This is a genomic window from Rhizobium etli 8C-3 (assembly GCF_001908375.1).
GTDB lineage: Bacteria > Pseudomonadota > Alphaproteobacteria > Rhizobiales > Rhizobiaceae > Rhizobium > Rhizobium etli_B.
In genome coordinates, this window is the sequence record NZ_CP017241.1 from 2,199,846 (window position 1) to 2,223,890 (window position 24,045).

General features: G+C 61.4%; 28 protein-coding genes. 14 read left to right on the top strand and 14 right to left on the bottom strand.

All coding sequences use genetic code 11. From position 1 onward, the window contains the following. Nucleotides 1-12: 12 nt before the first annotated feature. The 3 genes from AM571_RS11160 to AM571_RS11170 all read right to left on the bottom strand — a co-directional run bounded on the left by AM571_RS11160 (nucleotide 13) and on the right by AM571_RS11170 (nucleotide 1,311). Entirely contained in the window at nucleotides 13-204 is a 192-nt protein-coding gene (locus AM571_RS11160) for a hypothetical protein (RefSeq protein WP_074061453.1), read from the bottom strand. Nucleotides 205-254: 50 nt separating this feature from the next. Further along, a complete protein-coding gene (locus AM571_RS11165; protein WP_074061454.1) occupies nucleotides 255-461 on the bottom strand; it encodes a CsbD family protein in 207 nt (68 codons plus the stop codon). Between the two features lie 79 nt (nucleotides 462-540). Beyond that, nucleotides 541-1,311: an SDR family oxidoreductase gene (locus AM571_RS11170; RefSeq protein ID WP_074061455.1), complete on the bottom strand. Its 771-nt coding sequence runs from the start codon at nucleotides 1,309-1,311 to the stop codon at nucleotides 541-543. Nucleotides 1,312-1,984: 673 nt separating this feature from the next. Between AM571_RS11170 and AM571_RS11180 the strand changes: the two genes are divergently transcribed. From AM571_RS11180 to mobB, 3 genes are read left to right on the top strand one after another with little or no spacing between them, the layout of a single operon-like run. Beyond that, nucleotides 1,985-2,893 (top strand): DMT family transporter, encoded by a 909-nt coding sequence (locus tag AM571_RS11180; RefSeq protein ID WP_074061457.1) that lies wholly within the window; start codon nucleotides 1,985-1,987, stop codon nucleotides 2,891-2,893. An 8-nt stretch (nucleotides 2,894-2,901) separates the two neighbouring features. Beyond that, the gene (mobA, locus tag AM571_RS11185) at nucleotides 2,902-3,531 is read left to right on the top strand and encodes a molybdenum cofactor guanylyltransferase MobA (protein ID WP_074061458.1); all 630 of its coding nucleotides are present in this window, start codon (nucleotides 2,902-2,904) and stop codon (nucleotides 3,529-3,531) included. Then, complete coding sequence (gene mobB / locus AM571_RS11190; RefSeq protein WP_074061459.1) at nucleotides 3,528-4,049, top strand: molybdopterin-guanine dinucleotide biosynthesis protein B; 522 nt, start codon at nucleotides 3,528-3,530, stop codon at nucleotides 4,047-4,049. The genes mobA and mobB overlap by 4 nt, the downstream gene beginning before the upstream one ends. A 47-nt stretch (nucleotides 4,050-4,096) precedes the next feature. Here mobB and AM571_RS11195 read toward each other — a convergent pair whose 3' ends face one another. Beyond that, nucleotides 4,097-6,253, bottom strand: a complete 2,157-nt coding sequence (locus tag AM571_RS11195; RefSeq protein WP_074061460.1) for an OmpA family protein — start codon at nucleotides 6,251-6,253, stop codon at nucleotides 4,097-4,099. A gap of 327 nt (nucleotides 6,254-6,580) precedes the next feature. On the opposite strand from AM571_RS11195, the gene AM571_RS11200 reads away from it, so the two are divergent. The 4 genes from AM571_RS11200 to AM571_RS11215 all read left to right on the top strand — a co-directional run bounded on the left by AM571_RS11200 (nucleotide 6,581) and on the right by AM571_RS11215 (nucleotide 9,524). After that, on the top strand, nucleotides 6,581-7,354 hold the full coding sequence (locus tag AM571_RS11200) for an ABC transporter substrate-binding protein (protein ID WP_074061461.1): 774 nt from the start codon (nucleotides 6,581-6,583) through the stop codon (nucleotides 7,352-7,354). A gap of 113 nt (nucleotides 7,355-7,467) precedes the next feature. After that, nucleotides 7,468-8,271, top strand: a complete 804-nt coding sequence (locus AM571_RS11205) for an ABC transporter permease (protein ID WP_074061462.1) — start codon at nucleotides 7,468-7,470, stop codon at nucleotides 8,269-8,271. After that, on the top strand, nucleotides 8,268-9,098 hold the full coding sequence (locus tag AM571_RS11210) for an ABC transporter permease (RefSeq protein WP_074061463.1): 831 nt from the start codon (nucleotides 8,268-8,270) through the stop codon (nucleotides 9,096-9,098). Before AM571_RS11205 ends, AM571_RS11210 begins: the two co-directional genes overlap by 4 nt. A 159-nt stretch (nucleotides 9,099-9,257) precedes the next feature. Further along, nucleotides 9,258-9,524, top strand: coding sequence for an usg protein (locus AM571_RS11215; RefSeq protein WP_074061464.1), 267 nt, complete (start codon nucleotides 9,258-9,260; stop codon nucleotides 9,522-9,524). A gap of 5 nt (nucleotides 9,525-9,529) precedes the next feature. Here AM571_RS11215 and AM571_RS11220 read toward each other — a convergent pair whose 3' ends face one another. Beyond that, on the bottom strand, nucleotides 9,530-10,255 hold the full coding sequence (locus AM571_RS11220) for a DUF2270 domain-containing protein (RefSeq protein WP_074061465.1): 726 nt from the start codon (nucleotides 10,253-10,255) through the stop codon (nucleotides 9,530-9,532). A 123-nt stretch (nucleotides 10,256-10,378) separates the two neighbouring features. Between AM571_RS11220 and AM571_RS11225 the strand changes: the two genes are divergently transcribed. From AM571_RS11225 to AM571_RS11235, 3 genes are all read left to right on the top strand, one after another. Further along, nucleotides 10,379-11,191 carry a methyltransferase gene (locus AM571_RS11225; protein ID WP_074063189.1) on the top strand — a complete coding sequence of 271 codons (813 nt, stop codon included), beginning with the start codon at nucleotides 10,379-10,381 and terminating at the stop codon, nucleotides 11,189-11,191. Nucleotides 11,192-11,545: 354 nt separating this feature from the next. Next, nucleotides 11,546-12,238, top strand: coding sequence for a glutathione S-transferase family protein (locus tag AM571_RS11230; protein ID WP_074061466.1), 693 nt, complete (start codon nucleotides 11,546-11,548; stop codon nucleotides 12,236-12,238). Further along, entirely contained in the window at nucleotides 12,235-12,516 is a 282-nt protein-coding gene (locus tag AM571_RS11235; RefSeq protein ID WP_074061467.1) for an ArsR/SmtB family transcription factor, read from the top strand. Before AM571_RS11230 ends, AM571_RS11235 begins: the two co-directional genes overlap by 4 nt. 11 nt (nucleotides 12,517-12,527) lie before the next feature. Here the strand turns inward: AM571_RS11235 and AM571_RS11240 are convergent, their stop codons facing one another. The 4 genes from AM571_RS11240 to AM571_RS11255 are packed head-to-tail and all read right to left on the bottom strand — an operon-like array spanning nucleotide 12,528 to nucleotide 16,382. Beyond that, complete coding sequence (locus AM571_RS11240; RefSeq protein ID WP_074061468.1) at nucleotides 12,528-13,328, bottom strand: ABC transporter ATP-binding protein; 801 nt, start codon at nucleotides 13,326-13,328, stop codon at nucleotides 12,528-12,530. After that, nucleotides 13,309-14,175 (bottom strand): ABC transporter permease subunit, encoded by an 867-nt coding sequence (locus AM571_RS11245; protein WP_074061469.1) that lies wholly within the window; start codon nucleotides 14,173-14,175, stop codon nucleotides 13,309-13,311. The genes AM571_RS11240 and AM571_RS11245 overlap by 20 nt, the downstream gene beginning before the upstream one ends. 30 nt (nucleotides 14,176-14,205) lie before the next feature. Beyond that, on the bottom strand, nucleotides 14,206-15,381 hold the full coding sequence (gene ssuD / locus AM571_RS11250; RefSeq protein WP_074061470.1) for an FMNH2-dependent alkanesulfonate monooxygenase: 1,176 nt from the start codon (nucleotides 15,379-15,381) through the stop codon (nucleotides 14,206-14,208). Between the two features lie 35 nt (nucleotides 15,382-15,416). Next, nucleotides 15,417-16,382, bottom strand: coding sequence for an aliphatic sulfonate ABC transporter substrate-binding protein (locus tag AM571_RS11255; RefSeq protein ID WP_074061471.1), 966 nt, complete (start codon nucleotides 16,380-16,382; stop codon nucleotides 15,417-15,419). A gap of 269 nt (nucleotides 16,383-16,651) precedes the next feature. Between AM571_RS11255 and AM571_RS11260 the strand changes: the two genes are divergently transcribed. Both AM571_RS11260 and AM571_RS11265 read left to right on the top strand, forming a co-directional pair. Continuing rightward, on the top strand, nucleotides 16,652-17,521 hold the full coding sequence (locus AM571_RS11260) for an NAD(P)-dependent oxidoreductase (RefSeq protein ID WP_074061472.1): 870 nt from the start codon (nucleotides 16,652-16,654) through the stop codon (nucleotides 17,519-17,521). Continuing rightward, entirely contained in the window at nucleotides 17,518-18,201 is a 684-nt protein-coding gene (locus AM571_RS11265; RefSeq protein ID WP_074061473.1) for a DNA alkylation repair protein, read from the top strand. Before AM571_RS11260 ends, AM571_RS11265 begins: the two co-directional genes overlap by 4 nt. 319 nt (nucleotides 18,202-18,520) lie before the next feature. On the opposite strand, the gene AM571_RS11270 is transcribed toward AM571_RS11265, so the two are convergent. The 3 genes from AM571_RS11270 to AM571_RS11280 all read right to left on the bottom strand — a co-directional run bounded on the left by AM571_RS11270 (nucleotide 18,521) and on the right by AM571_RS11280 (nucleotide 20,245). Continuing rightward, complete coding sequence (locus tag AM571_RS11270) at nucleotides 18,521-19,009, bottom strand: Lrp/AsnC family transcriptional regulator (protein WP_074061474.1); 489 nt, start codon at nucleotides 19,007-19,009, stop codon at nucleotides 18,521-18,523. Nucleotides 19,010-19,077: 68 nt separating this feature from the next. Then, complete coding sequence (locus tag AM571_RS11275) at nucleotides 19,078-19,707, bottom strand: uracil-DNA glycosylase family protein (protein ID WP_074063190.1); 630 nt, start codon at nucleotides 19,705-19,707, stop codon at nucleotides 19,078-19,080. A gap of 10 nt (nucleotides 19,708-19,717) precedes the next feature. Further along, the gene (locus AM571_RS11280; RefSeq protein WP_074061475.1) at nucleotides 19,718-20,245 is read right to left on the bottom strand and encodes a thermonuclease family protein; all 528 of its coding nucleotides are present in this window, start codon (nucleotides 20,243-20,245) and stop codon (nucleotides 19,718-19,720) included. 105 nt (nucleotides 20,246-20,350) lie between these two features. On the opposite strand from AM571_RS11280, the gene AM571_RS11285 reads away from it, so the two are divergent. Together AM571_RS11285 and AM571_RS11290 are read left to right on the top strand one after the other, a co-directional pair. After that, nucleotides 20,351-21,886, top strand: a complete 1,536-nt coding sequence (locus tag AM571_RS11285; RefSeq protein ID WP_074063191.1) for a sensor histidine kinase — start codon at nucleotides 20,351-20,353, stop codon at nucleotides 21,884-21,886. A gap of 37 nt (nucleotides 21,887-21,923) precedes the next feature. Continuing rightward, nucleotides 21,924-22,400 (top strand): GNAT family N-acetyltransferase, encoded by a 477-nt coding sequence (locus AM571_RS11290; RefSeq protein WP_074061476.1) that lies wholly within the window; start codon nucleotides 21,924-21,926, stop codon nucleotides 22,398-22,400. A gap of 11 nt (nucleotides 22,401-22,411) precedes the next feature. Here AM571_RS11290 and AM571_RS11295 read toward each other — a convergent pair whose 3' ends face one another. Both AM571_RS11295 and cobT read right to left on the bottom strand, forming a co-directional pair. Next, nucleotides 22,412-22,804, bottom strand: a complete 393-nt coding sequence (locus AM571_RS11295; protein ID WP_074061477.1) for a diacylglycerol kinase — start codon at nucleotides 22,802-22,804, stop codon at nucleotides 22,412-22,414. Between the two features lie 121 nt (nucleotides 22,805-22,925). Beyond that, nucleotides 22,926-23,942 carry a nicotinate-nucleotide--dimethylbenzimidazole phosphoribosyltransferase gene (gene cobT, locus AM571_RS11300; RefSeq protein ID WP_074063192.1) on the bottom strand — a complete coding sequence of 339 codons (1,017 nt, stop codon included), beginning with the start codon at nucleotides 23,940-23,942 and terminating at the stop codon, nucleotides 22,926-22,928. Between the last annotated feature and the right edge of the window lie 103 nt (nucleotides 23,943-24,045).

The window sequence follows — 24,045 nt, forward strand, 5'->3', positions numbered from 1 at the left end:
AAATTGAGTGCCTCAAGCCGCCCCGGCGGGATCGCCGATCGGTAACAGTGCCGGATCGACGGGCGACGGCTCGTCGGAATCCTTGTCGTTCGAAGGGGCATTGGCCGGTTTTAACGGCGGCTTTTCCCGAACCCGGTCGGGCGCGTCCGTCGCCGGTGCGGGACCAGGCGGCGATTTAGTGGAACTTGAAACATCTTCCGACATGATGTGTCTTCTTTTTTCTGGAGGAAGCCCGGCCAGAGCCGGGCAAATGCTCAATGCCAGGTCTGGCGCTCGTACCAGTCATCGACCTCACGATGGATGCGATCCTTGCCAATGCCGTAGCGCTCCTGGATCTTGCCTTCAAGTTGCTCGCGGCGCCCCGCAATCTGGTCGAGATCATCGTCAGTGAGCTTGCCCCACTGTTCCTTGATCTTGCCCTTCAACTGCTTCCAGTTCCCTTCGACACGATTCCAATCCATCTACCTTCTCCTCTTCACTTGGACATGAATGGAGAACGCCAACAGCCCGGATTTGTTCAAATTTCCGGACAAAGAGTGGCTACGTGCGATTGATCGAAACGCCGCCGTCGGCGAGCATTGTCGAACCGGTGACAAAGCTTGCCATGTCCGAGCCCAGAAAAAGCGCCGCCTTGGCGATCTCTTCCGGCTGGGCGACCCGCTTCAGCGCGTGTAAACCCTTGACGAATGCGATCGTCTGCGGAGCGGCGTCCTTGAAGTTGATCGGATTTGCCTGCGTGTCGACGCCCCCAGGAAGCAATGCGTTCACGCGCACATTCTTCGGCCCCAATTCAACCGCCAGGACCTGCACGAGCCCCATCAGCCCCGCCTTCGCCGCCGCATAAGCGCCCATGCCGGGCATGCCTGCCGTGTGGCCGACGAAGGTCGAGGTGAAGATGACAGACCCGCCGCCGCGTTCAATCATCGCCGGCGCCTGATGCTTGGCGGCAAGAAATCCGCTTGTCAGGTTGAGGTCGACGGTATCGCGCCAATCGCCGAGCGAGATATTGCCAAGCGCGCAATAGGCGCCAGTGCCGCCCGCATTGTTGAAAGCGATGTCGAGGCCTCCGAACCGCCTTGACGCCGTTTCCACGAGAAATCGATGCAGTTCCTCGTCGCGTATATCGCCTGCAACGGCAACCGCCTGTCCGCCGTCCGCCTCGATCTCCTCGACGAGCGTCCCCAATTCCGCCTGCCGCCGTGCTGTGACGACAAGTTTCGCTCCCTCGGCGGCAAAGAGCTTGGCTGCGGCGCGGCCGATACCGGCACTGGCACCACTGACGATTGCGATTTTTCCATTCAGGCTGTTCATGCCCGCCTCCATTCATTGCAGAAGACCAAGTTCGGCAACCAGATCGCAAGAACGTGCAGCTGCCGCCACCCGTTTCCGGCGCTGCCTGAAGAAAACAATAGACAACGGACCGTCGACTCCCAATTCTGCCGGAGGCGATCTTTCAGACGGCGCGAGCGCATCCCCAACTCACCCCGCACTCCGGTCCATGCGTCCTGACGCTCGGTCTTGTCCGAAGGGCGTGTCGAGGCGCTGGCGCCAAGGCCTGGATTTCGCCACTCTGGTGCGTTCTGCTGCGCGATGAGCTCTTCGTCCTTGGCCGCTTGGCTCACCTCCCGGATGCCGATGGTTGTTCGCCGACCCGCGATAAGGCCGATTGAGCTGAACGACGAACAGAAGGACTTTCGTGACAATGCAGCGGGTTTGCAAAAACGGGCGATGAAATGAACTGGAATAGCCCTCAATGAGCGAGGTATAAGCACCTTCATTCCAGCGTGCCGGAGCCTTCAGGCCATTGCACTGGAAGAGATTTACCTGGAAAAACAGTGGCTTGAGCAGTTTCTGCCAGCAAACCCGGCATTGTTCCGCTTATTGTGCACGCGCGATCGATTTATTCTGGATGTGACTTTCATTGGATTCCCTTAATGCGCGATCCCCTCTAAAAGGACGGCACGAAAATCGGGAATCTCTTTTTATGCCGCGGTCTCGAAACACCCAGGGCGCAATCTTCATGAGCCTGGCCATGGCCGGCTTTTCCTCTAGCGACGCCCTCTCCAAGTCGGTCATCAGCTATATGAACGCTGGCCAGATCATCTTCATCCGTGGCGTCTTCACGAGCATTCTCGTCTATCTGATCGCCCGCCATCTGGGGGCACTTCGCTCCTGGCGCATCGTGCTGAAGCCGATCATCATCCTTCGCGTCGTCTGCGAAGTGCTTGCCGCTGTCTCCTACATCACGGCGCTGGGCATGATGCCGATCGCCAACGCCTCGGCCATCCTGCAGTCCCTGCCGCTCGTCGTCACTTTCGGAGCAGCACTCTTCTTCGGCGAGCCGGTCGGCTGGCGGCGCTGGTCGGCGATCCTGGTCGGCCTCCTCGGCGTCATGATCATCATCCGTCCCGGTCCCGAAGGATTCACACCCGCAGCCCTTCTCTGCGTCGCCAGCGTCCTGGTGACGGCAGGGCGCGATCTCGCAACCCGCTCCATAGATCCAGAAATTCCCTCCCTGATGGTGACCGTCGTCACCGCGATGTCGGTCGCCTTCTTCGGCGCGCTCCTCATGCCGGCACTCGGCGGCTGGCAGCCCGTCAGCCTCACTTCGCTTTCGCACCTGCTGCTCGCTTCCGTCCTGGTGCTGATCGGCTACCAATCCGTCATCCTCGCGATGCGCACCGGCGAGGTTTCGTTCGTCGCGCCCTTCCGCTATACGAGCCTGATCTTCTCTGCACTTCTCGGCGTCTTCTTCTTTTCCGAGGTGCCGGATTTCTGGACGCTCTGCGGGGCCGCGGTTGTCATCGCGTCGGGCCTTTATACCTTCTATCGCGAGGCCAAACGGCGCGTGCCGCCGATGGCGCAGGAATCCGAGCCGAGAAGCCCCGTGTGAGAACCGCCATGGCCGATTTTTCCCTGCACAACACCAACATTCCCGGCGTCATCCTTGCCGGCGGCCGCTCGACGCGCATGGGGCAGGACAAGGCCCGCGTCATGCTCGGCGGCCACTCACTGCTCGATCATGCCATCACGCGGCTGGCCCCGCAGGTCTCCACAATTGCAGTGAATGCCGACAGTGAGCCGCAATGCGGCCTGCGCTTCATTCCCGATATTGTCCCTGGCAAAGCGGGGCCGATGGCCGGCATCCATGCTGCAATGGCGCATGCGGCCACGTTTGCGGACGTCAGCCATGTGGTGACCGTTTCGATCGACAGCCCCTTCTTTCCGGCAGAGCTCGTCGCGGATTTCGTCGCCGTAATCGATTCCCCGGCAAAGATCGCTATCGCCGCCTCCGAAGGCCGCCCTCATCCCGTCTTCGGCCTTTGGCCGGTTTCGCTGAGGGACGAGCTCGCCGACTGGATCGCAACGGACGAAAAGCGGCGCGTGCGCGACTTCCTGTTACGCCACGACGTTGCGGAAGTTGCCTTCCCGCTGCATCCGACGCGCGCCAGCCTGCTCGACCCTTTTTTCAACATCAACACGCCGGACGACTTGGTGGAAGCCGAGCGCTGGCTGCAGGTGCTGTCATGACCAGACCACTGATATTCGGAATCGCCGGCTGGAAGAATTCGGGCAAGACGGGCCTTGCCGTACGACTCGTCGAGGAGTTTACCCGCCGCGGCTACCGCATCTCGACGATCAAGCACGCCCACCACGATTTCGATATCGACAAGGTCGGCGCCGACAGCTACCGCCACCGGCAGGCCGGTGCGCATGAGGTGACGATCGTCTCCGGCACCCGTTACGCCATCATGCATGAATTGCGCGGCGCGCCCGAACCGGGCTTTGAGGAAATCCTTGCACGCCTGGCTCCCTGCGACCTGGTGCTGGTCGAAGGCTACAAGCGCGAACCGATCCCCAAGATCGAAGCCCGCCGCCTGGAAGCGGCCAGACGCGATCTTCTGGCGCCGACCGATCCTCATATCTGCGCCATCGCCGCGGACCATCCTATCGCGGATGCGACCTTGCCGGTCTTCAGTCTCGACGACACGACAGAGATCGCCGACTTTATCGCCGCCAAGATCGGCCTTTCTCAGGCTTTCGAATAAAAATGCCGCCGCGCTAGCGACGGCATTTTCTCCTCGATCTGCTTACCTTACTGGTTCGATGCGACCGGGCGCACCAAAGCCGTGACGCGGCGAATGGTCACGCGGCGGTTTTCCTGTTCCGGACCATCCACGTTGACCTTCAGATAGCGCTCGCCATAACCCTGCGTCGCAAGGTTTTCCGGCGGAATACCATAGACGTCGGTCAGCACGTTGGCGACTGACTCGGCACGCTGGTCCGAAAGGACGAGATTGCTCTCATCCGAGCCGACGGCATCCGTGTGGCCTTCGATCAGGAAGGTCTCGCTCTGATCCTTTTCAAGCACCTCGTTCATCGCATCCGCAACCTTGCGCAGGCTGCGGGCCTGGCTCATCGGGATCTCGGCACTGCCCGTGGCGAAAGTAATCGTATCGAGGTCGATGCGACGGACCTTGTCGCGGATACGGGCCGAGTACTTCACCTCGTTCAGCGAATAGACGCGCTCGACGGGTTCCACGGGAGGCTCGCTCAGGAACTCGTAGTAGTCGCGATCCGGATTGCTGCTTGTGTCGATGATGTAGTCGCGCACCGGAATCGCCAGCCGCATCGGCGGCAAATCTGCGCCAGGATCCTCGAAGTAGCCGCGGTCGGGATCATCGTAAAGTTCCGGCGAATAATAGAGTACATATTCGCGGCCGCGACTGTCGATGCGCGAGCGTTGGATGATATCGCCATAGCGGTTGCGGATGGTCACGATGCGATAGCCCTCGGGGCGCTCGATCGTCTCGCGGTAACGATCCCGCGAAAGCTGCTCATAGAGCGGCCGTTCGCCGTCCCTGAGGAAGCGCCGCTCGTCATCGCTGCGCACCACAATCCGGTTGTTGAACTGTATGATGGTGCGGTTGTCGTCACCCTCGTAGCGCTCGACGCGCGCACCTTCGGGGCTCATGAACTCAGGCCTGCGGTCGAGCCTGCGGCCCTCTTCGCTCGTCACCGCCTCAAACTTGACGGGAGGACGACGCTGGCCCTCCGGCGCGAGCTGTGCATCGGCATCTGACTTGGGGACGGCGATGACCTGCTGCTCTGCAGCGCGCAGGCGATCACGTTCACGCCGTCCGCCCCGACCGACGGTCCGGTCGGCATCCTTGTCGCTATCGAGTACGGCGGCACCGTTCTCGACCGGCAGGACCACGGTCTCGTTGCTCTTGCTCGGATCCTCGGCGATCTGCTTGCGGCGATCGAGCTCTTCGGGCGTCACTTTCTCGGGAGCGGGAATTGCCTGCTCCGTCGGCTGCGCATCGCCGGTCGGCTGTTCGCCGGTCGGCGCTGCGGGCGGTACCTGCTCGCCCTGCTGTTGCAGCGGCTCTTCGCCACCTTCGGCAGGCTTTTGCGCCTCGTCAGGCTCTGCGGGAACCGGCGGCTTTTCGGGTGCCGGAGATTCTGCGGGCACAGGTGTCTTCTCGGGCGCCGGTGATTCCTTCGGAACGGCTGCCTTGTCCTCGGCCGGCTGCTGCTCAGGCTGAGCTTCCTTCACGGGTTTTCGGCCGGGTTTTGCGGCAGGCTGCTGCTTTTCGCCTTCAGTTGCTTGCTGCTTTTCGCCTTCAGTTGCTTGTTGCTGTCGCTTGCGCGGACGCTGTTGCTCGGGCTGGGCTTCATCCGTCTGCTGTTGCGGCTCGTCGGCCTGGGGCTGGGCTTGGTCCTGCTGGGGGACTTCCTGCTGTGCGGGCTGCTGCTCGCGCTGCTTGCGGCGCGGCCGCTCGCGATTCTGCGCGGGCTGCTGTTGCGGTGCAGCCTCAGGCGCTACCTGTTCTTGCTCTGGTTCTGGCTCGGCCTGCTCCGGTGAGGCTTGGCGCTTCTTGCGTCGTGGCTGCTCCTCGCTCGGCTGAGCCTGCTGCGCTTCTGGAGCCTGCTCTGATTGAGGTGCTGGCTTGCGCTGCTTGCGGCGCGGCGCTTCCTGTTCGGCCTGCGGCGCCTCCTGCTGGGGTTCTGCTTCAGGCTGCTGTTCTTCGGCAGGCTGCTCGGCAGGCCGCTTGCGTTTCTTCTTCAGAATCTCTTCATCCGACGGCGCGGCATCCTGGGCGACCTCGTAGCTTCCGCTGATCACCTGCGACACGGGCCGCACTGCACTGACACCGGCTGCAGTCGCTGCATGGGCCGGCGACATGGCAAGCGACAGCGAAAGCAGCGGGAAAGCGGCGCTAGCAAACAATCTGGATTTCATGCCCATTGGGGGGTTTCCTCATCTTCTTGTTGAGCCTTGGCACACCCGCAGGGCGTCCCGACGTCTGTGGGCGGATTCAGGATCGAAATCGTCCAAATCCGGATTTGTTCCCGCTGTTTTAGGAAGCCGCTTATTAACCCGGTATGAATGAAGCGGTTCGGTCCCGTTCATCTTTGCCACAGTTTTCGCCGCACCATTTGGCTGCGATTCCAGTTGCAATTTCCAAAAAAAAGGTTTGATTATCGCGCCAAGGCGTGTGCCTCGTGCCCGCCGCATTCAGGTCGCTGGCGGATAAGAAGAAGACGCAGCGGCCAACCAACAGAGAGGATCCTCATGCGTATCTCCACCCGCTTTCTCGCAGCTGCTTCACTCGCAGCGCTGTCGCTTTTCGCAGGCTCGGCAATGGCCGACGGCGAGAAGTACGTGATCGGCACCGACTCGACCTACCCGCCCTTCGAATTCGTTGACGCCAGCGGCGAGATCAAGGGCTTCGACATCGACATCGCCAAGGCGCTCTGCGCTGAAATGAAGGCCGAATGCACCTTCGTCAGCACCGACTGGGACGGCATCATTCCGGCGCTGCAGGCCAAGAAGTTCGATATGATCGTTTCATCCATGTCGATCACGCCGGAGCGTCTGAAGCTCGTCGACTTCACCAACAAGTACTACAACACGCCGCCGGCCGTCGCCGTGCCGAAGGACTCGACGATCACCGATGTCGCCGGCCTGAAAGGCAAGACGATCGGCGCACAGACCTCGACGACGCACGCCAACTACGCCGAAAAGCACCTTGCCGACACGGAGCTCAAGCTTTACCCGACCGCCGACGAGTATAAGCTCGACATTTCCAGCGGCCGTATCGACGCCGCCATCGACGACGTCGTCGTTCTCTCCGAATGGATCAAGTCGGAAGCCGGCGCCTGCTGCAAGATCCTGACGACACTTCCCGTCGACAAGGAAATCAACGGCGAAGGCGCTGGCATTGCCGTGCGCCAGGGCGACCCGCTCAAGGACAAGCTGAACACCGCGATCGCAGCGATCCGCGCCAGCGGCAAGTACAAGGAAATTCAGGACAAGTACTTCGACTTCGACGTTTACGGCGAATAAGAAAACTTGTAACTGACCGGCAAAGATGATGGCGGAAGGCTTGCTCTTCCGCCATTTTTGTTTGACAACCATGGAAAGATCAAAACGGCATAAGCCGTGAGGGGAAAGTTGGCATGGGCGGATTGTTTTCCGCGCCGGGCTCGTTCTGGGCCTGGATAGGATATATCTTTGATCCGCTCTGCGGACCTTCCGGCGTTTTCACCTGGTTCGGGCAATCGACCATTCTCGCCTGTGGCAATGCAGGCTGGGGCGACGAAATCGCGCTCGGCCTGAAGACCACCGTGAGCGTGGCGCTTTTGACGCTTCCCGTCGGCCTCATCATCGGCTTCTTTGTCGCGCTGGGCCAGCAATCGGAAGAAAGGTCGGTGCGCGTTGCATCGGGCATCTATACCACGATCTTCCGCGGCCTGCCCGAACTCCTGACCCTCTTCATCATCTACTACGGCCTTCAGATCCTGATACAGTCGGTGCTCACCTCCTTCGGCTACGAGCAGCGGGTGGAGATCAACGCCTTCGTCGCCGGCATGATCGCGCTCTCGGTGGTCTTTTCGGCCTATTGCGCGGAAGTGCTGCTGTCGGCCTTCCGCGCCATACCGAGGGGCCAGTACGAAGCCGGCTATGCGCTTGGCCTTCATCACGGCCGCACGCTTGGCCTGATCGTGCTGCCACAGTTGGTCCGCATTGCCCTGCCCGGCCTCACGAACCTGTGGATGATCCTGCTCAAGGACACCTCATACGTCTCGATCATCGGCCTTGCCGACATCTTGCGCCAGACCGGCGTTGCCGTCCGAGTCACCAAGCAGGCTTTCTTCTTCTACATCATCGCCTGCGGACTTTACCTCGCGCTTGCGATCATCTCGTCGATCGGCCTCAGCTATATCGAACGCTGGGCCAAGCGCTCCGAGGCCCGCCGATGAGCTATGCGCAAACCCTCATTCCGCCGCAGCCGGCGCCGAAGGAAATCGTCAAGCCGATAACGGGCACGCGCGTCGTCGGCTCGCTCCTCGTCCTGCTGTGGGCGCTGCTTGCCGCAAGCCTGATCTACATGGTGATCGCCGGCTGGGACGTGGACAAGTTCGCGCGCTACGGTCCGCGCTACCTGCACGGACTGATGACGACGATCATCCTGGTGACGATCTCCGTGATCTTCGGCGCGGCACTTTCCCTGCCGCTCGCCTTCGCGCGCATGTCGAAGAACAGGATCATCAGCACGCTTGCCTATTGTTACGTCTACGTCTTCCGCGGCACGCCGCTCCTGGCACAGCTCTTTCTGATCTACTACGGCCTCGGCGGCTTTCGCGCGCATCTCGAAGCCGCCGGTCTGTGGTGGTTCTTCCGCGACGCCTGGTATTGCGGTCTCTTCTCGATGACGCTCAATACCGCCGCCTATCAGGCCGAAATCCTGCGCGGCGCCATCGAAAGTGTGCCGCGCGGCCAACACGAGGCAGCCTCAGCACTCGGCATTCACAAGGCCGTCGCCTTCCGCAAGATCGTTCTGCCGCAGGCGCTCATCGTGGCGCTGCGCCCCTACGGCAATGAAATCATCCTGCTGATCAAGGGCTCTGCCGTCGTCGCCATCATCACAGTGCTCGATCTGATGGGCGAAACCCGCTACGCCTTTTCGCGCACCTTCGACTACCAGACCTATCTCTGGGCTGCGATCTTCTATCTTTCGATGGTTGAGGCGCTTCGACATTTCTGGAACTGGATCGAGCGCCGCCTGACACGGCATCTGAAGCGCTGACGACGCTTGGCAGCACTCCCATATGAGCGCTGCCAAGTCATTGAAATCAAAAACAAATAGCCTTTTCTTCCCGCATCTGTCAAGCTTCGGTTAACCGACGCGTGTTTCCATTTCAAATCATGTTCACAAACGTGGCATGGGAACGAAAGCGAGGCTGAGATGAACAAGGACTTCGAAAAGCAGCTTCAGGGATACGGGCTGACGACCGCCCACATCCTCTACCACCTGCCGGATCACCCGGCGATCCTCCAGACCTACATCTGGCAGGAATACGATCTTGCTCCGGAATTTCCCGAAATGCGCGGCTTTCTGAAATTCTGGCAGGAGAAACTGGACGGCCCGCTGCATTCGGTGCGCTACATCCACCGCAAGCTGATTTCGGCGACGGAATGGCGCGCCCTGAAAGGCGAGTTCATCCTGCATTGAGGTCGTCAGACATGTGCTTCGCCATGAATGAACTCGCCTTTGTCGGGTTCCCGGCGTAACACGCCATAGAGGATGGCGAGATAGAAGGCCACCACGAGGGCAATGACCACGAGCCCTGGAAGCGGCCCAAGCACGGCATTGTCGATCACATAGGTCCAGGAATGCGTCTGTGCCAGTGCGCTGCCCTCGGTCTGCAGTTTCGGCGTCGTGATTTTCAGCGCCCAGGCAAGCAGCATGATGAGATACATCCAGCTGTAGTTGCGCCGCAGCCGCCGCTGGACGGCGTCTGCGTAGGTCAGCAGGAACTTCGGCTTGCGCAGGCTGCTTGCGACCACCGGACCCCAATCGCGCGCGGAATTTGCCTCCGGCGACAGGATCTGCGCGAAATAGTTTTTTTCGACCTGCCGGACGCGGGCGCGGTAGATATCGAAGAACCGATAGCGCCTCGCCTCGATGAGCAAGAGCAGCGAGATCAGCATTATTCCGAAGAGAAGCACGCCATGATGGGCAGTCGGCGTCGACAGCGAGAGTGAGAGCAATGCCGCGACCACCGTGATCGCCCAGTTCGACGTCCGGTCGATGCGATCGCGCCAACTCGTCATGCGTCCGAGTTCGCCGCGATAATAGTGCGCCAGGGTATTGGTGATTTCGACCGGGGTCAGCGGCAGCGGCGGCGTCGCCTCCTTCCGGGCGCTCTCGTCAAGGCCGGGCTTGCTGATGTCGGTCGTCATGGCATTCCTCCCTGTCCTTCTTATTGAGGTCTCCATTTACATTCTGCGCCTCAAAGGCCGCCATTGCAAAAGGCACCGAGGCGCCTTACAGGCTTGACTGAACTCGAGAAGGTGGTGACGGCAATGGCGAAGAAGATCGACGAGGAAGCGCTTGCGGAAGCTTATAATCGCGCCCTTCGTCTCGAAAAGGCCGGTGACATCGATGCTGCCGTGAAGGCCTATGAGGAGGTGCTGGCGATCGACCCGGAAGACCACGGCGGTGCCGCCGTCCGCATCGCATCGCTGGGCCGCGGCGAGACGCCGGTCAGGGCGCCGGATGCCTACGTCGAAACCCTTTTCGACCAGCATGCCGAAGTTTTCGAGGACGTTCTTGTCGAGCAGCTCAGCTACCACGTCCCCATGTTGGTCCGCCAGCGCCTGCAGGAACTGAAGCTCGGCCCCTTCAGGCGCATGCTCGACCTCGGCTGCGGCACGGGGCTCACGGGCGGCACGCTGCGCGACCTGTGCGAGGAGATGACGGGCATCGATATTTCCGAAAACATGGTCGAGATCGCCCATGAAAAGGATATATACGAGACCCTCTTCGTCGCCGAGCTCGAGGACTTCCTCGACGACAACGACGAAGACGCCTTCGACCTCATCACAGCGACCGACGTGCTGCCCTATCTCGGCGCCCTGGAGCCGCTCTTTTTCGGCGCCGCTGAAAACCTGACGCCCGGCGGCCTCTTCATCTTCTCATCCGAGACGCTCCCGCCGACCGACGGCCGCCTTTACGCCGTCGGCCCGCACCAGCGCTTTCTGCACGCCGAAGCCTATATCCGCGACCGCCTGACTGCGACCGGCTTCGATCTTGTGGAGATGAGCGAAATCAACGTCCGCATGCAGGAAGGTCGGCCCAGCCCGGGACATCTGATCATTGCACGGTTGGCCGGTTGAGGCACGGTCTTCGAGCCAACGGCTCAGGCTGGCCCAGGTCGGAGACCGCCGTTGCGACGCACCTGGAGCGCAGGTCAGCAGTTTCCTTGATCACCAAAGTGCGACCGCCATATTTCTCAGGAAGAAAGGACGACTTCCCCTCCTCATAAATCGGCAGGGATGCGGTCGGGAACGGGAACCAGCTTGCTTCGGCCCGGCCCCAGTTGCTGTGAACCCTGCCTGAGCGACGGAGGAAATAACGAACCGCCCGCTGCATCGGAGACTTACGCAATCAGGAAACCATCCCTTGCGGCACGTCCTGTAACCTGATACTTAGCCGTTCAGCAAACTTTCAGACGACTGAAAGGCTCGACCATGTCGCTCGTTCTTTACGGACATCCACTCGCCTCCTTCTGCCACAAGGTGTTGATCGCGCTTTACGAGAACGGCACGCCTTTCGAAAACCGCACCGTCGACCTGGCCGATGAAACATCGAGCGCCGAGCTTTTCCGCTTTTGGCCGGTCGGCAAGATGCCTGTCCTGCGCGACGAGGCGCTGGACAGCACGATCCCCGAGACGAGCATCATCATCGAATATCTCGACCGACACTACCCCGGTCCTGTCCGCCTGTTGCCGGACGATATCGACCGGGCGCTTCGCGTCCGCCTCTGGGACCGCTTCTTCGATCTCTATGTGCAGGCGCCGATGCAAAAGATCGTCACCGATACGCTGCGGCCGCAGGGCAGCAAGGATCCGCATGGCGTGGAAGAGGCACGCAACACGCACGCAACGGCCTACGGCATGATCGAGCAGCAGCTCGGCAGCAACCAATGGATTGCCGGCGACAGCTTCACGATGGCCGATTGCGCTGCCGCACCTGCCCTCTTCTATGCCGAAACGCTCGTTCCCTTCGGTGACGACCAGCCGAAACTGCGGGCCTATTACGAGCGCCTGCTCGAGCGGCCGTCCTTTGAACGGGTATTGAAGGAGGCACTGCCCTACTTCAGGTTCTACCCCTACAGTCACCAGCTCCCCGAGCGCATCCGCAGCGAAATGCCCTCGCAATGACCATGGAACCTGCCGTCCTCGACCGGATGTTTCACGCTTTGTCCGACCGCAGCCGCCGCGGCATGGTCGATCGCCTCGGCCGCGGCCCTGCCTCCGTCATGGAGCTGGCAAGGCCTCTTTCCATGAAGCTGCCGACAGTGATGAAGCATCTGAACGTGCTGGAATCGAGCGGCCTCGTGCTGTCGGAAAAGGCCGGCCGCGTCCGCACCTACCGCCTGCAGCAGGAGGCGCTTGGCCATCTCGATCGCTGGATCTGCGAGCGAAACCGACAAAGCTGATCCAACGCGCGCTACCTTCCGAGGATCGCCGAAAGCAGCTTGGCCTCCAGTTCGGCGAGTTCGGCATTGCCGTGCCTGCGCGGATGCGCAAAAGGGATCGCCAGATCAAGCGCGATCCGACCCTCATCGAGCACGATCACCCGGTCGGCCAGGTGCACCGCCTCGCTAACGTCATGCGTCACCAGTACAGCGGTGAAGCCGAGTTCGCGCCAGACGCGATTGAGGAGTTCCTGCATGCTGATGCGCGTCAGCGCATCCAATGCGCCGAGCGGTTCGTCAAGCGCCAGCACGCCGGGCCTGCTTACCAGCGCCCGGGCCAGCGCAACGCGCTGCCGCTGGCCGCCGGAAAGCCGTGACGGCCATTCCTGCGCCTTCTCGGCAAGCTGCACTTCGCACAGCACCACCGCCGCTTCCGCCAGTGCCAACCGCGTCTCCACCTTGTCGCCAAGCCCAACGGCGACATTCTCCGCCACGTTCAGCCACGGCAGCAGGCGCGGCTCCTGAAAGACGATGCGCGCATTCGGCTCGTTACCTGCGGTATCTTCGAAGCGCAACTCACCGGCCGTCGGCTGATCCAGCCCCATCAGGATGCGGAGCAGCGTGCTCTTGCCGCAGCCGCTCTTGCCGATGACCGCGACGAACTGGCCCGGCGGAATGAACAGGTTGATGCCGCGTAAAACCCGGTTGCCGCTGAAACTCTTCTCAACGGCGCTGAGCGTGATCGAAGCGGCACCGGCTTGCAAAAAGGCCGCTTCCGTCCCGAATTCCGGCCCAGCAGCCCCCTGGCAGCGCTCATGCGTGATGACGGCCATTGCCCCTCTCCTGTTCCTGATAGACCGGGTTCCAGCGAAGCGCCCGCCGCTCCAGCGCCCGCGCCACGACGTCCGCCAGTTTGCCGAGCACGGCATAGATCACCAGCGCCAGCACCACGACATCCGTCATCATGAACTCGCGCGCATTGTTCGCCATGTGGCCGATGCCGGAAGACGCGGCGATCGATTCCGAAACGATCAGCGTCAGCCACATGATGCCGAGCGCATAGCGCAGGCCGACGAAGATCGAGGGAAGCGCGCCGGGAAAGATCACCATGCGAAACAGCCTCCAGCCGCCCATGCCGTAGACCCTGCCCATCTCGATCAGGTCGCGGTCGACGTTGCGCACGCCATGATAGGTATTGAGATAGACCGGGAACAGCACGCCGAGCGAAGTGAGGAAAAGCTTCGATTCCTCGCCGATCCCGAACCAGAGAATGACAAGCGGGATCATCGCCAGATGCGGAATTGTGCGCAGCATCTGCAATGTCGTATCCGTCAGCTGCTCGGAAATCTTCGAAACGCCATTTGCAATGCCGAGCAGGAAGCCGATCGACCCGCCGACGATGAGACCGGCGAAAGCCCGCCCGGCACTGACGACAACGTCATGCGGCAACTGCCCCGATAGCGAGGTCGACCAGAAGGCGACAGCCACATCCGCCGGTGACGGCATGAGGCGTGAGGAAAGAAGCCCTGCCGAAGACGCCGCCTGCCAGGCGAGAATGATCGTGAACGGTACCAGATAGGGCAGCAGCGCCTCGCGGCTTGGAAGCGAAAGGCGAGAGGACGCCTTGCTGCTCTCTTGCCCGGCAATCGCTCGCGTGAACGGCGTTTCGAAAACCGACATGCTTTCTTCTCTCTTTGCGTGCTTTTGAAATCAGGAGCCGGAAACGACCTTCAGGTTGCCATCGTGGCTGCCGCCACCGAAGACCCGGTGATGGCCGAAATCGCTTCTGAGGCCGTGGCGCTGCTCCTCACGCTCTAGCCCGAGTTCGGGAAACAGCAGTTCGGCGACGCGGTAGGCCTCTTCCAGATGCGGATAACCGGAGCCGATCACCGTCTCGATGCCGAGATCCTGATATTCGCGAAGCCGCGCGGCGACAGTCTTTGGCGAGCCGACCAGTGCTGTCCCGGCACCGGCGCGCACGAGGCCGACACCGGCCCAGAGGTTTGGCGAGACCTCGAGCTTGTCCCGTCGGCCGCCGTGAAGGGCCGCCATGCGCGCCTGGCCGACGGAGTCGGACTCCTTGGCGAAACGCTGCTGCGCTTCCTCGATCGTCGCATCGTCGAGCTTTGAGATCAGCCGGTCGGCCGCCGCCCATGCTTCCTCGTCCGTTTCGCGGACGATGAAGTGCAGTCGGATGCCGAAACTCACCTCACGGCCTTTCTTGGCGGCGGCGGCTCGCACCCGCTCGATCTTCTCGCCGACCTGTGCCGGCGGCTCGCCCCAGGTTAGATACTTGTCGACGCGGTTCACCGCAAAATCGATTCCGGCATCCGACGAGCCGCCGAAATAGAGCGGCGGGCGCGGGTTCTGGACGGACGGAAAACCGAGCCGAGCGTTGGTTGCCCTGATGTATTTTCCGTCGAGGCTCGCGACACCCTTTTCCAGCAGCTCTTCCCAGAGGCTGAAGAATTCCTCGGCGTGCCGATAGCGCTCGTCATGCTCCAGATGGATCCCGTCTCCGGCAAGCTCGCCGGGGCTGCCACCGACGACGATGTTGAGCAGCACGCGGCCGTTCGAGATGCGGTCGAGTGTTGTCGTCAACCGCGCATAATAGGCGGGCGAGGCTGTACCGGGACGGATCGCGACGAGGAATCTCAATTTCTCGGTCTTGGCCGAAAGGGCTGCGGCCGTCACGAAGGACTCCTCGCAGGCAACGCCCGTCGGCAGAAGCACGCCGGAATAGCCGAGCCGGTCGGCGGCCTGCGCGATCTGCGTCATATAGCCGATATCCGGGGCGCGCGTCAGTTCGCCGGAGCCGAGATATGTCCCGTCGCCAGAGGTCGGGATGAACCACAGGAAATCGATTGGCTTGGATGAAGCGCTCATGGGTCGGAAATCTCCATTGAAAAACCGGACAGATATCAGCTCGCCTTTGGCCGCCAGACGATGTCGCCGATGGTCAACTGCTTCGGCACGATGCCGAGCTCGTAGAATTCATCGGCAAGCGCCTGCTGGTAGGCAGCCGCATCGTCGGTGATGGTCGTTACAGCACCGAGATCGGCGCCCGGCCGCGACAGCGCCACGCGGGTCACCTCGGCCGGCACGCCGGTGATTTCGGAAAGCTCCCTGACCGTATCGTCGAGCTTGCCCTGTGCCGACGTGCCGACCCTGGCGAGTTCGTCGATCACGTCGACGACGACATGACCGTTGGCATCGGTGAAGTCCTGGTTGGCGAGGAAATAGCTGTAGGAGGCAACGATGCCCTCGGCCGTCGTCAGGATACGGGTCTCCGGATCGGCTTCGGCGATCGCAAGGTAAGGATCCCAGATCGACCAGGCATCGATGCTGCCGTTCCTGAAAGCAGGAGCCGCATCCGGCGGCGCCAGGTCCAGCGGCTGGACATCATCGAGTGTCAACCCTGCCTTGCGTAAGACCTTCACCGCAACGTTATGCGCGCTGGAACCGCGCTTGAACGCCACCTTCTTGCCCTTCAGGTCTTCGAGAGACTTGATCGGAGAGCCCTTGCGCACGAGGATCGCCGAACCTGCCGGGCTGCCGCGATAGGTGCCGACATAATAGAGATGGCCGCCGGCAGCCTGCGCAAAGAGCGGCGGCACATCGCCAGTTGCGCCAAAGTCCAGCGCACCGGCACCGAGCGCTTCGAGCAGCGGCGGGCCGGATGTGAATTCTGACCAGCTAACCGTGATGCCACGATCGGCAAGTCGGCTCTCGAGCGCCCCGCGGCGCTTGGCGAGCGCAAGCACGCCGTTCTTCTGCCAGCCGATCCGAAAGTCTGTGGCTGTCGCGCGTGCGGGTCTGATGGCCGGCAGAACGGCAGTTGCAGCAGCAGCACCGATAAGTCCGAGCGTCTGGCGTCGAGAAATCATGGCAATCCCCTTTGCTGCGGCAGCATCCCTGGTTCTGCCGGTCGTTGCGATGAGTGCATAATGATAATGTCTATATATTTAATCGACAATTTAATTTGTAACTTTTGGCACCCGGGCGGTTTTCCTGACCGCAATGTGCTCGATCAGCGAAATTTTATTCCAAAGCCCCTTCCGAGAATGCGAATGGCAAACGCACCGGCGTCACCTGGCTTTCCTGCCGTAGCACTTTCGGCTAATCATGCCCCAAATTCAGGAGAAGGATCTGGCATATGGCAAAAGTCGCGTTCATCGGTCTCGGCGTCATGGGCTACCCCATGGCAGGTCACTTGAAGACGAAGGGCGGCCACGATGTCACCGTCTATAACCGCACGGCATCCAAGGCTGCGGACTGGGCCACCAGGTTCGCGGGCAAATTTGCCGCAACCCCTGCCGAAGCAGCAGCAGATGCCGACTTCGTCTTCACCTGCGTCGGAAATGACGACGACCTGCGTTCGGTCACCATCAGCAAGGGCGGCGTCTTGGAAGGCATGAAGAAGGGCGCCGTGCTCATCGACAACACCACCGCCAGCGCCGAAGTCGCCCGCGAGCTTTACGATGCCGCCAAGGCAAAAGGCAGCGATTTCATTGACGCACCGGTTTCCGGCGGCCAGGCGGGTGCGGAAAACGGCGTGCTCACCGTCATGTGCGGCGGCGATGAAGTCGTCTTCGAAAGGGCAAGGCCGGTCATCGACGCCTATGCCCGCATGGTCGGCCTCATGGGTCCTGCAGGCTCCGGCCAGCTCACCAAGATGATCAACCAGATCTGCATCGCCGGGATCGTCCAAGGGCTCGCAGAAGGCATCCATTTCGGCAAGCGTGCCGGCCTCGACATCGAGAAGGTTGTCGATGTCATCTCCAAGGGTGCCGCCGGCTCCTGGCAGATGGAGAACCGCCACAAGACCATGAACCAGGGTAAATACGATTTCGGTTTCGCCGTCGACTGGATGCGCAAGGATCTCGCCATCGTGCTCACCGAAGCACGCGCCAACGGCGCGAAACTGCCTCTCACCGCCCTCGTCGATCAATTCTACGGCGACGTCCAGGCGATCGGCGGCAACCGCTGGGATACGTCCTCCCTTTTGGCGCGTCTGGAAAAATGATCGGCCCCGGCGCGAGCGCAGCCGAGCTGATCGCACATCTGCAGACACTGCGCTCGGAAGAGAAAATTACCGGCATGACCCGCTTCGGCATCGTCACCGGCACCGCGCTCGGCATTTCCAATCCCGACCTCAAGAAAATCGCCCGCCTTGCGAAGAAGGACCACGCCCGCGCTCGACAGCTCTGGCTAAGCGAAATTCGCGAGGCACGCATGCTGGCGCTCTACACGGCCGAGCCGAAGAAGCTTACGCGCGCGGACGCCTGCCGCTGGGTGAAGGATCTCAACTCCTGGGAAATTGTCGATTGCGCCGCAGATCTCTTCGTCGAGGCGAGGCTGGATGACTTGATTTTCCAGTTTGCCGCCGACGAAGGTGAATTCGTCCGCCGCACCGCCTTTGCCATGATCGCCGGCGCTGCTGTCCACCGCAAGCAGGACCCGGACGAAGCTCTCCTCGCCTGGCTTCCCCTGATCGAGTCGCATTCTGCCGACCCGCGCAACTTCGTGCGCAAAGCCGTCAACTGGGCGCTTCGCAACATCGGCAAGCGCAGCCGCTACTGCCACGCCCCGGCGCTGGCCCTTGCCGAACGCCTGGCCGTACACCCCGATAAAATCGCCCGCTGGATCGGCAAGGACGCCGTCAGGGAGCTGACCAATGAGAAGGTGATGGGGAAATTGAAGTAGGAGCCAGCCGCCAGTGCGAGGATGGGCGAATGCAACAGCACGCGCGGCGTTGGCTATCTGCCGCATCATTGCCACCAATTTCCCTCGCTCTTTTACCTGTCACAGGAATGGAGCCCCGAGGCAACTGCGCCGTGAATGACTGAAGGATATTCGAGGATCCTGTGCGCCAAAGCAATTGGGCGCACCTCAGGCCAGTTACGATGCCAGGCATGACGTGCGGGCAACGACGGCTCAAAAGGCAACGTTGCCGGTGCGGCTACCTGACCGCGTTGATGAGCGGCAGGTGCCATGCTTGCCCTTCCCGCGGAATGGCTGGACTTCAATCCTCGCTGGACTTTGCATTGTCCAGGACCATGTAATCAAGCGGCAGCTGCGTCGAATACTTGATCTGCTCCATGGCGAAGGCAGAAGAAACGTCGCGGATTTCGATCTTGGCGATCAGCCGCTTATAGAAGGCGTCATAGGCGGCGATATCCGGCACGACCACGCGCAGCAGGTAATCGACGTCGCCGCTCATGCGGTAGAATTCGACAACTTCGGGAAAGTCCGAGACCACTTCGGAAAAACGCCTCAGCCACTCGATCGAATGCGTCGCGGTGCGGATCGAGACGAAAACCGTGACCTTCGTGTTGACCTTCTCGGGGTCGAGGATGGCGACGCGGCGCTTGATCACGCCGTCCTCTTCCATCTTCTGGATACGGCGCCAGCACGGCGTTGTCGAAAGGCCGACCTTCTTGGCGAGATCGGCAACAGCCAAAGTCGAATCTTCTTGCAAAAGACGCAATATCTTGCGGTCGAGACGGTCCATATGCGAAAGCCCTTTTCGAATTATTTTCTCTATATAACGCGATTCCGGTGCCAGAGAAGAATTTTGTTTCAGGATATGAGCAATTTTACTCTGTCCCGCAGCACCGGGAGCAGTTCTGCTTCGAACCAGGGATTGCGCTTCAGCCAGCCGCTGTTGCGCCAGCTTGGATGCGGCAGCGGCAAGACCGCCGGACTGCGGTTTGAAAACAGCGTCTCGCGCCACGCCTTTACCGTTTCGGTCATGTTCGGCTTGCGCAATCCGCTCAAATGCCACGCCTGGGCATATTGACCCACGGTGAGAACCAGCTCGATCTGCGCCATCCGATCGATCACTCTCTGGCGCCAAAGCGGCGCGCATTCCCGCCGCGGCGGCAGGTCGCTGCCCTTGGCGTCATAGCCCGGAAAACAGAAGCCCATCGGCACGATCGCGAACCGCTTTGCGTCGTAGAATGTCTCGCGGTCCACCTGCAGCCAGCCGCGCAAACGGTCTCCGGAGGCATCGTTGAAGGGAATGCCGCTTTCATGCACCCTGAGCCCCGGCGCCTGGCCTGCAATCAGGATGCGCGCGGTGGACGACATCACGACGACCGGCCGCGGCTCGTGCGGTAGCCGATCGTCGCCCCGCAATGGGCGATCGCGGCAGATGCGACAGCGCGCAATTTCGCTGTACAGCGCCGCAAGCGCCGCTTCGCCCGTCACTGCCATCCCGTCACCGCCTGGCATCCTCTAATCCTGATTGCCTGCGCTCATGGTCGCGCACGTCGCGCGGACGCTTGAATGCCCCCGCCCAGAGACCGGCCCTTTGCGCCCGCGCCCTCGCCTCTTCCCGCTCGTAATCGCCATTGGAGACAGCCATGCCTCTGGCCACCATCTCTGCGTTGAGATCGATGCCGCCGCTCCGGCAGACGACGAGCAATCGGTCATAGTGGTCTCGTCCGGCGCCGCCGCATCGGGTATCACGTTCGGACACCAGAGCCTGCAATGCCTCTTTTGCCGCCCGGCCGCAAGCCCAGCGCTTTCCGCCGCGCTCGCAGCTCTGGTGGAGCTCCGGCGCATCGATGCCCTTCAGCCGCATGCGTTCGGCACCGGCCGTCAGGCTGTCGCCGTCTGCCGCATGAAACCTGCCGGAATGCAGGGTATCGGGCCGGTCGTCGAGCTTTGCGGCAAACAGCCAGATCAGCGCAAGAATTGCCAAAGCGGTGACACCGTCGCGTATCGATTTAAAACCACGCGCCACGCTTTCGCCTCCTTGAAAAACAAACCGTTGGCAAAAATGGCAAACAACTTCTTAAGAATTGCGGGTTACGGTGGAACCATCCGCGGATCAAGTATCATTGTGCACATGAGTACCGGCGTCAGCACATCGACCGATAAGATTATCGTCGACAAATCCCGCAGTCACCGCAACAAGCCTGTCTCCCGGGCTGTGCGGCAGACGCGCGAGCGTCTGCAATCGGGCCATTCCTCCGCCGCCGCCTTCGATCGCGATGCGCTCAGGATGTATATGAGCGCCTTCATCCAGGGCGCGTCGATCATGCCGCTCTTCGTCATCATCGTTGCGGTACTCGGCATCTATTTCACCGGCAACACACAAATCTTGCTCTGGTCGGTACTGACGCTGACTGCCTACGCAGCAAACATCTATCTCGTGCGCCGCGCCCGCAAAAAGGAGATGTCGCCGGACTCGGCGCGCAAATGGCGCCGCATCTTGCTTTTCGGCCAGCTGATGATCGGCAGCTGCTGGGCCGTCTTCGCGCTTCAACAGTGCGACGCCTGCGATCCTGCCGGCTTCATCCTGTTCAAGGGCGCAACGCTTCTCATCGCGCTTTCCGTTACGGCAATGTCGAATTTCATGCTGACGCCCGCCGTGCTCGTTGCCTTCGCGCCCTCCGTCGTGGCACTCGCTGCAAAGGCCGGCGTCTCGCGCGACCTGCTTGAGCTGAGCCTGGCTGCCGTTTTCACGACGACCGTCATTTTCTTCAACTACATCAGCGACCGCCTCTTCCAGTCGAACCTCAAGATCCTCTCCTTCCAGTCGGAAAAGGACGACTTGATCGCCGAGCTCGAAGTCGCCAAATCCATGTCCGACGAGGCGCGTCGGCGCGCGGAAGAGGCAAACCTTGCCAAGTCGCGCTTCCTCGCCTCCATGTCCCATGAGCTGCGCACGCCGCTGAATGCCATCCTCGGCTTCTCCGAGGTGATGTCGGCCGAGGTCATGGGCCCGCTGAACAACCCGACCTACAAGGAGTATACCAACGACATCCACCGTTCAGGCCAGCATCTGCTGAACCTTATCAACGAGATCCTCGACCTGTCGCGCATCGAGGCCGGAAAATACGAACTCATCGAAGAAGCGATCTCGCTCCTTGACATCGCGGAAGATTGCATCGGCATGGTGCAGCTGCGTGCCAGGGGCAAGAACATTTCCATCACCCAGCAGTTCGAACGGGAGCTGCCGTCGGTCTGGGCTGACGAGAAGTCGTTGCGCCAGGTTGTGCTGAACCTGCTTTCAAACGCAGTGAAGTTCACGCCGCAGGCCGGTGAAATCCATGTCAAGGTCGGATGGACGGCAGGCGGCGGCCAGTACATCTCCATCAAGGACAATGGCCCTGGCATCCCCGAGGACGAAATACCCGTCGTTCTCTCCGCCTTCGGCCAGGGATCGATCGCCATTAAGAGCGCCGAACAGGGTACCGGCCTCGGCCTGCCGATCGTCCAGGCGATCCTTGCCAAGCATGACGGCCAGTTCGTCCTGAAATCAAAGCTGCGCGAAGGCACCGAAGTGATCGCCATTCTGCCCGCCAAGCGCGTGCTGCAGAGCCTGCCGGCCGTCGAGGAGGCGCAGCCCGTTTCCCGCAAGCGCAAGAGCTTCGCCTGATCTTGGCAAACCTGCACGAAACCAGGGTGGCAGACCGGTGCAAACGAAGTTGAACGTCAGGCAAGAAAACCCGCGGCAAGATGACGTGGCCTCGCTTCTCTTGCTGTCCGATGCGGTTGCAGCTTCGCTCTATCCCGGACAGTATCGCCGGCCTCTCGATCCGCAAACCTTGTCCGCACCACATATTTCAGTCTTTGTCGCACGCATTGCCAACCTTACCGCAGTAGGATGCTGCGCGCTCTTCGACGATCATGATGGCACGGCGGAGCTCAAGCGGATGATCGTAGACCAGAGGTTCAGACAGCAGGGTGTTGGAAGAGCACTGTTGCAAGCCGCAGAAGCAGCGGCCATGTCCAAAGGAATTCGTCTTATCCAAATGGAAGTTGGTATCAGGAATACGGATGGACAAAAACTGTATCGTTCGGCCGGATACAGGGAGCGCGGCCCCTTCGGCACCTATAAGCCGTCACCGATCAGCCTGTTTTTCGAGAAAGCGATCGGAGAAAAATCCTGATGCCATCTGCGTCAGGAAAGGACGATTTCAATGAGGTGCGCGCCGATCGTGACGAGAAGATAGAGCCCGCAGGCGGCAATCGCGCACAGGACGGCAAAGGAGCCAAGATCCTTGGCATGTTTGCCGACCATCGAGATTTCCGGCGAGATGCGGTCGATCACCTCCTCGATCGCCGTATTCAGCGCCTCGACGGCGAAGAGCACCAGAAACAGCACGACGGCAATCATCATTTCCCACGGCGATGCACCGACGGCGGCAAGCAGGATCAGCGAAACCGCGGCAAAGACCAGTTCCTGCCGGAAGGCCGATTCCTTGATCAGGCGCTGGAAGCCCGCCCAGGAATAGACGGCGGCAGCGAAGAAATGGCTCACACCCGTCTGTTTGCCTATGGCAGGTTTGGTCAATGCACGTCCTCGTCGTTAAGTCGGCGGCGGCCGCAGCCGCCGTCCATGGGTCAAAATGCGAATACCGGTTCGAGGCTTCCGCCGCAAGCACCCGCCATCGTCTGACACGACGCTCCAGAGCTCAGTGTTTGTTGGCAACGCCTGCCTGCGAGAATGTGGCCATTCCGGAATGGCAGGCCGCGGCGGCCTTTACGATGCCGGCGGCAAGTGCCGCACCCGTTCCCTCGCCAAGCCGCATGCCGAGCGCCAGAAGCGGTGTTTTGCCGAGCATCTCGATTGCCCTGAGATGCCCCGGTTCGGCTGAGACATGGCCGATCAGGCAGTGATCGAGAGCCGACGGATTGGCCGCCTGCAGGATGGCGCCTGCCGCCGTCGCCACATAACCGTCGATCAGCACAGGTATCTTTTCGACGCGCGCAGCAAGAATGGCGCCGGCCATTGCCGCAATCTCGCGGCCGCCCAGGCGGCGCATGATTTCCAGCGGATCGTTCAGGTGGTCGCGGTGCAATTCGATCGCGCGCTCGACGGCTGCCACCTTGCGCTCCAGCATCTCGCCCTCGGAACCGGTTCCGGGGCCGACCCAGTCGCGCGCCGAGCCGCCGTAAAGCGCGTAGTTGATCGCCGCAGCGATGGTCGTGTTGCCGATGCCCATCTCGCCGATGCACAGCAGGTCCGTGCCGCCCGCAATCGCCTCCATGCCGAAGGCCATGGTTGCCGCGCAATCGCGCTCGGAAAGTGCTGCCTCTTCGGTGATGTCACCGGTCGGAAAGTCGAGCGCCAGATCGAAGACCTTCAGCCCGAGATCGTAGGCGACGCAAATCTGGTTGATCGCCGCACCGCCGGCGGCGAAATTTTCCACCATCTGCTGCGTCACGGCCGGCGGAAAGGGCGTGATGCCCTGTTTCGCCACGCCGTGATTGCCGGCGAAGATCGCAACCAGCGGCCGGTTGACGGCAGGCGCCCTGCCCGTCCAGGCCGCCAGCCAGAAGGCGATCTCCTCGAGCCGCCCGAGTGCGCCCGGCGGCTTCGTCAGCTGCGCGTCGCGCTCGCGCGCTGCCACCAGCGACCGGGTATCCGGTCCCGGCAGATCGCGCAGCAGCGCGCGGAAATCGTCGAACGGCAGGCCTGAAACGCTCATGAATTCGGCTTCCTTATATTTGCTTCTGTCCAAAGACCCCGGCCAACTTGTGTTTTGCAGGCAAATCGGCTTCTGTCGTCGCGACTCTAATAAAGGCAGCGGG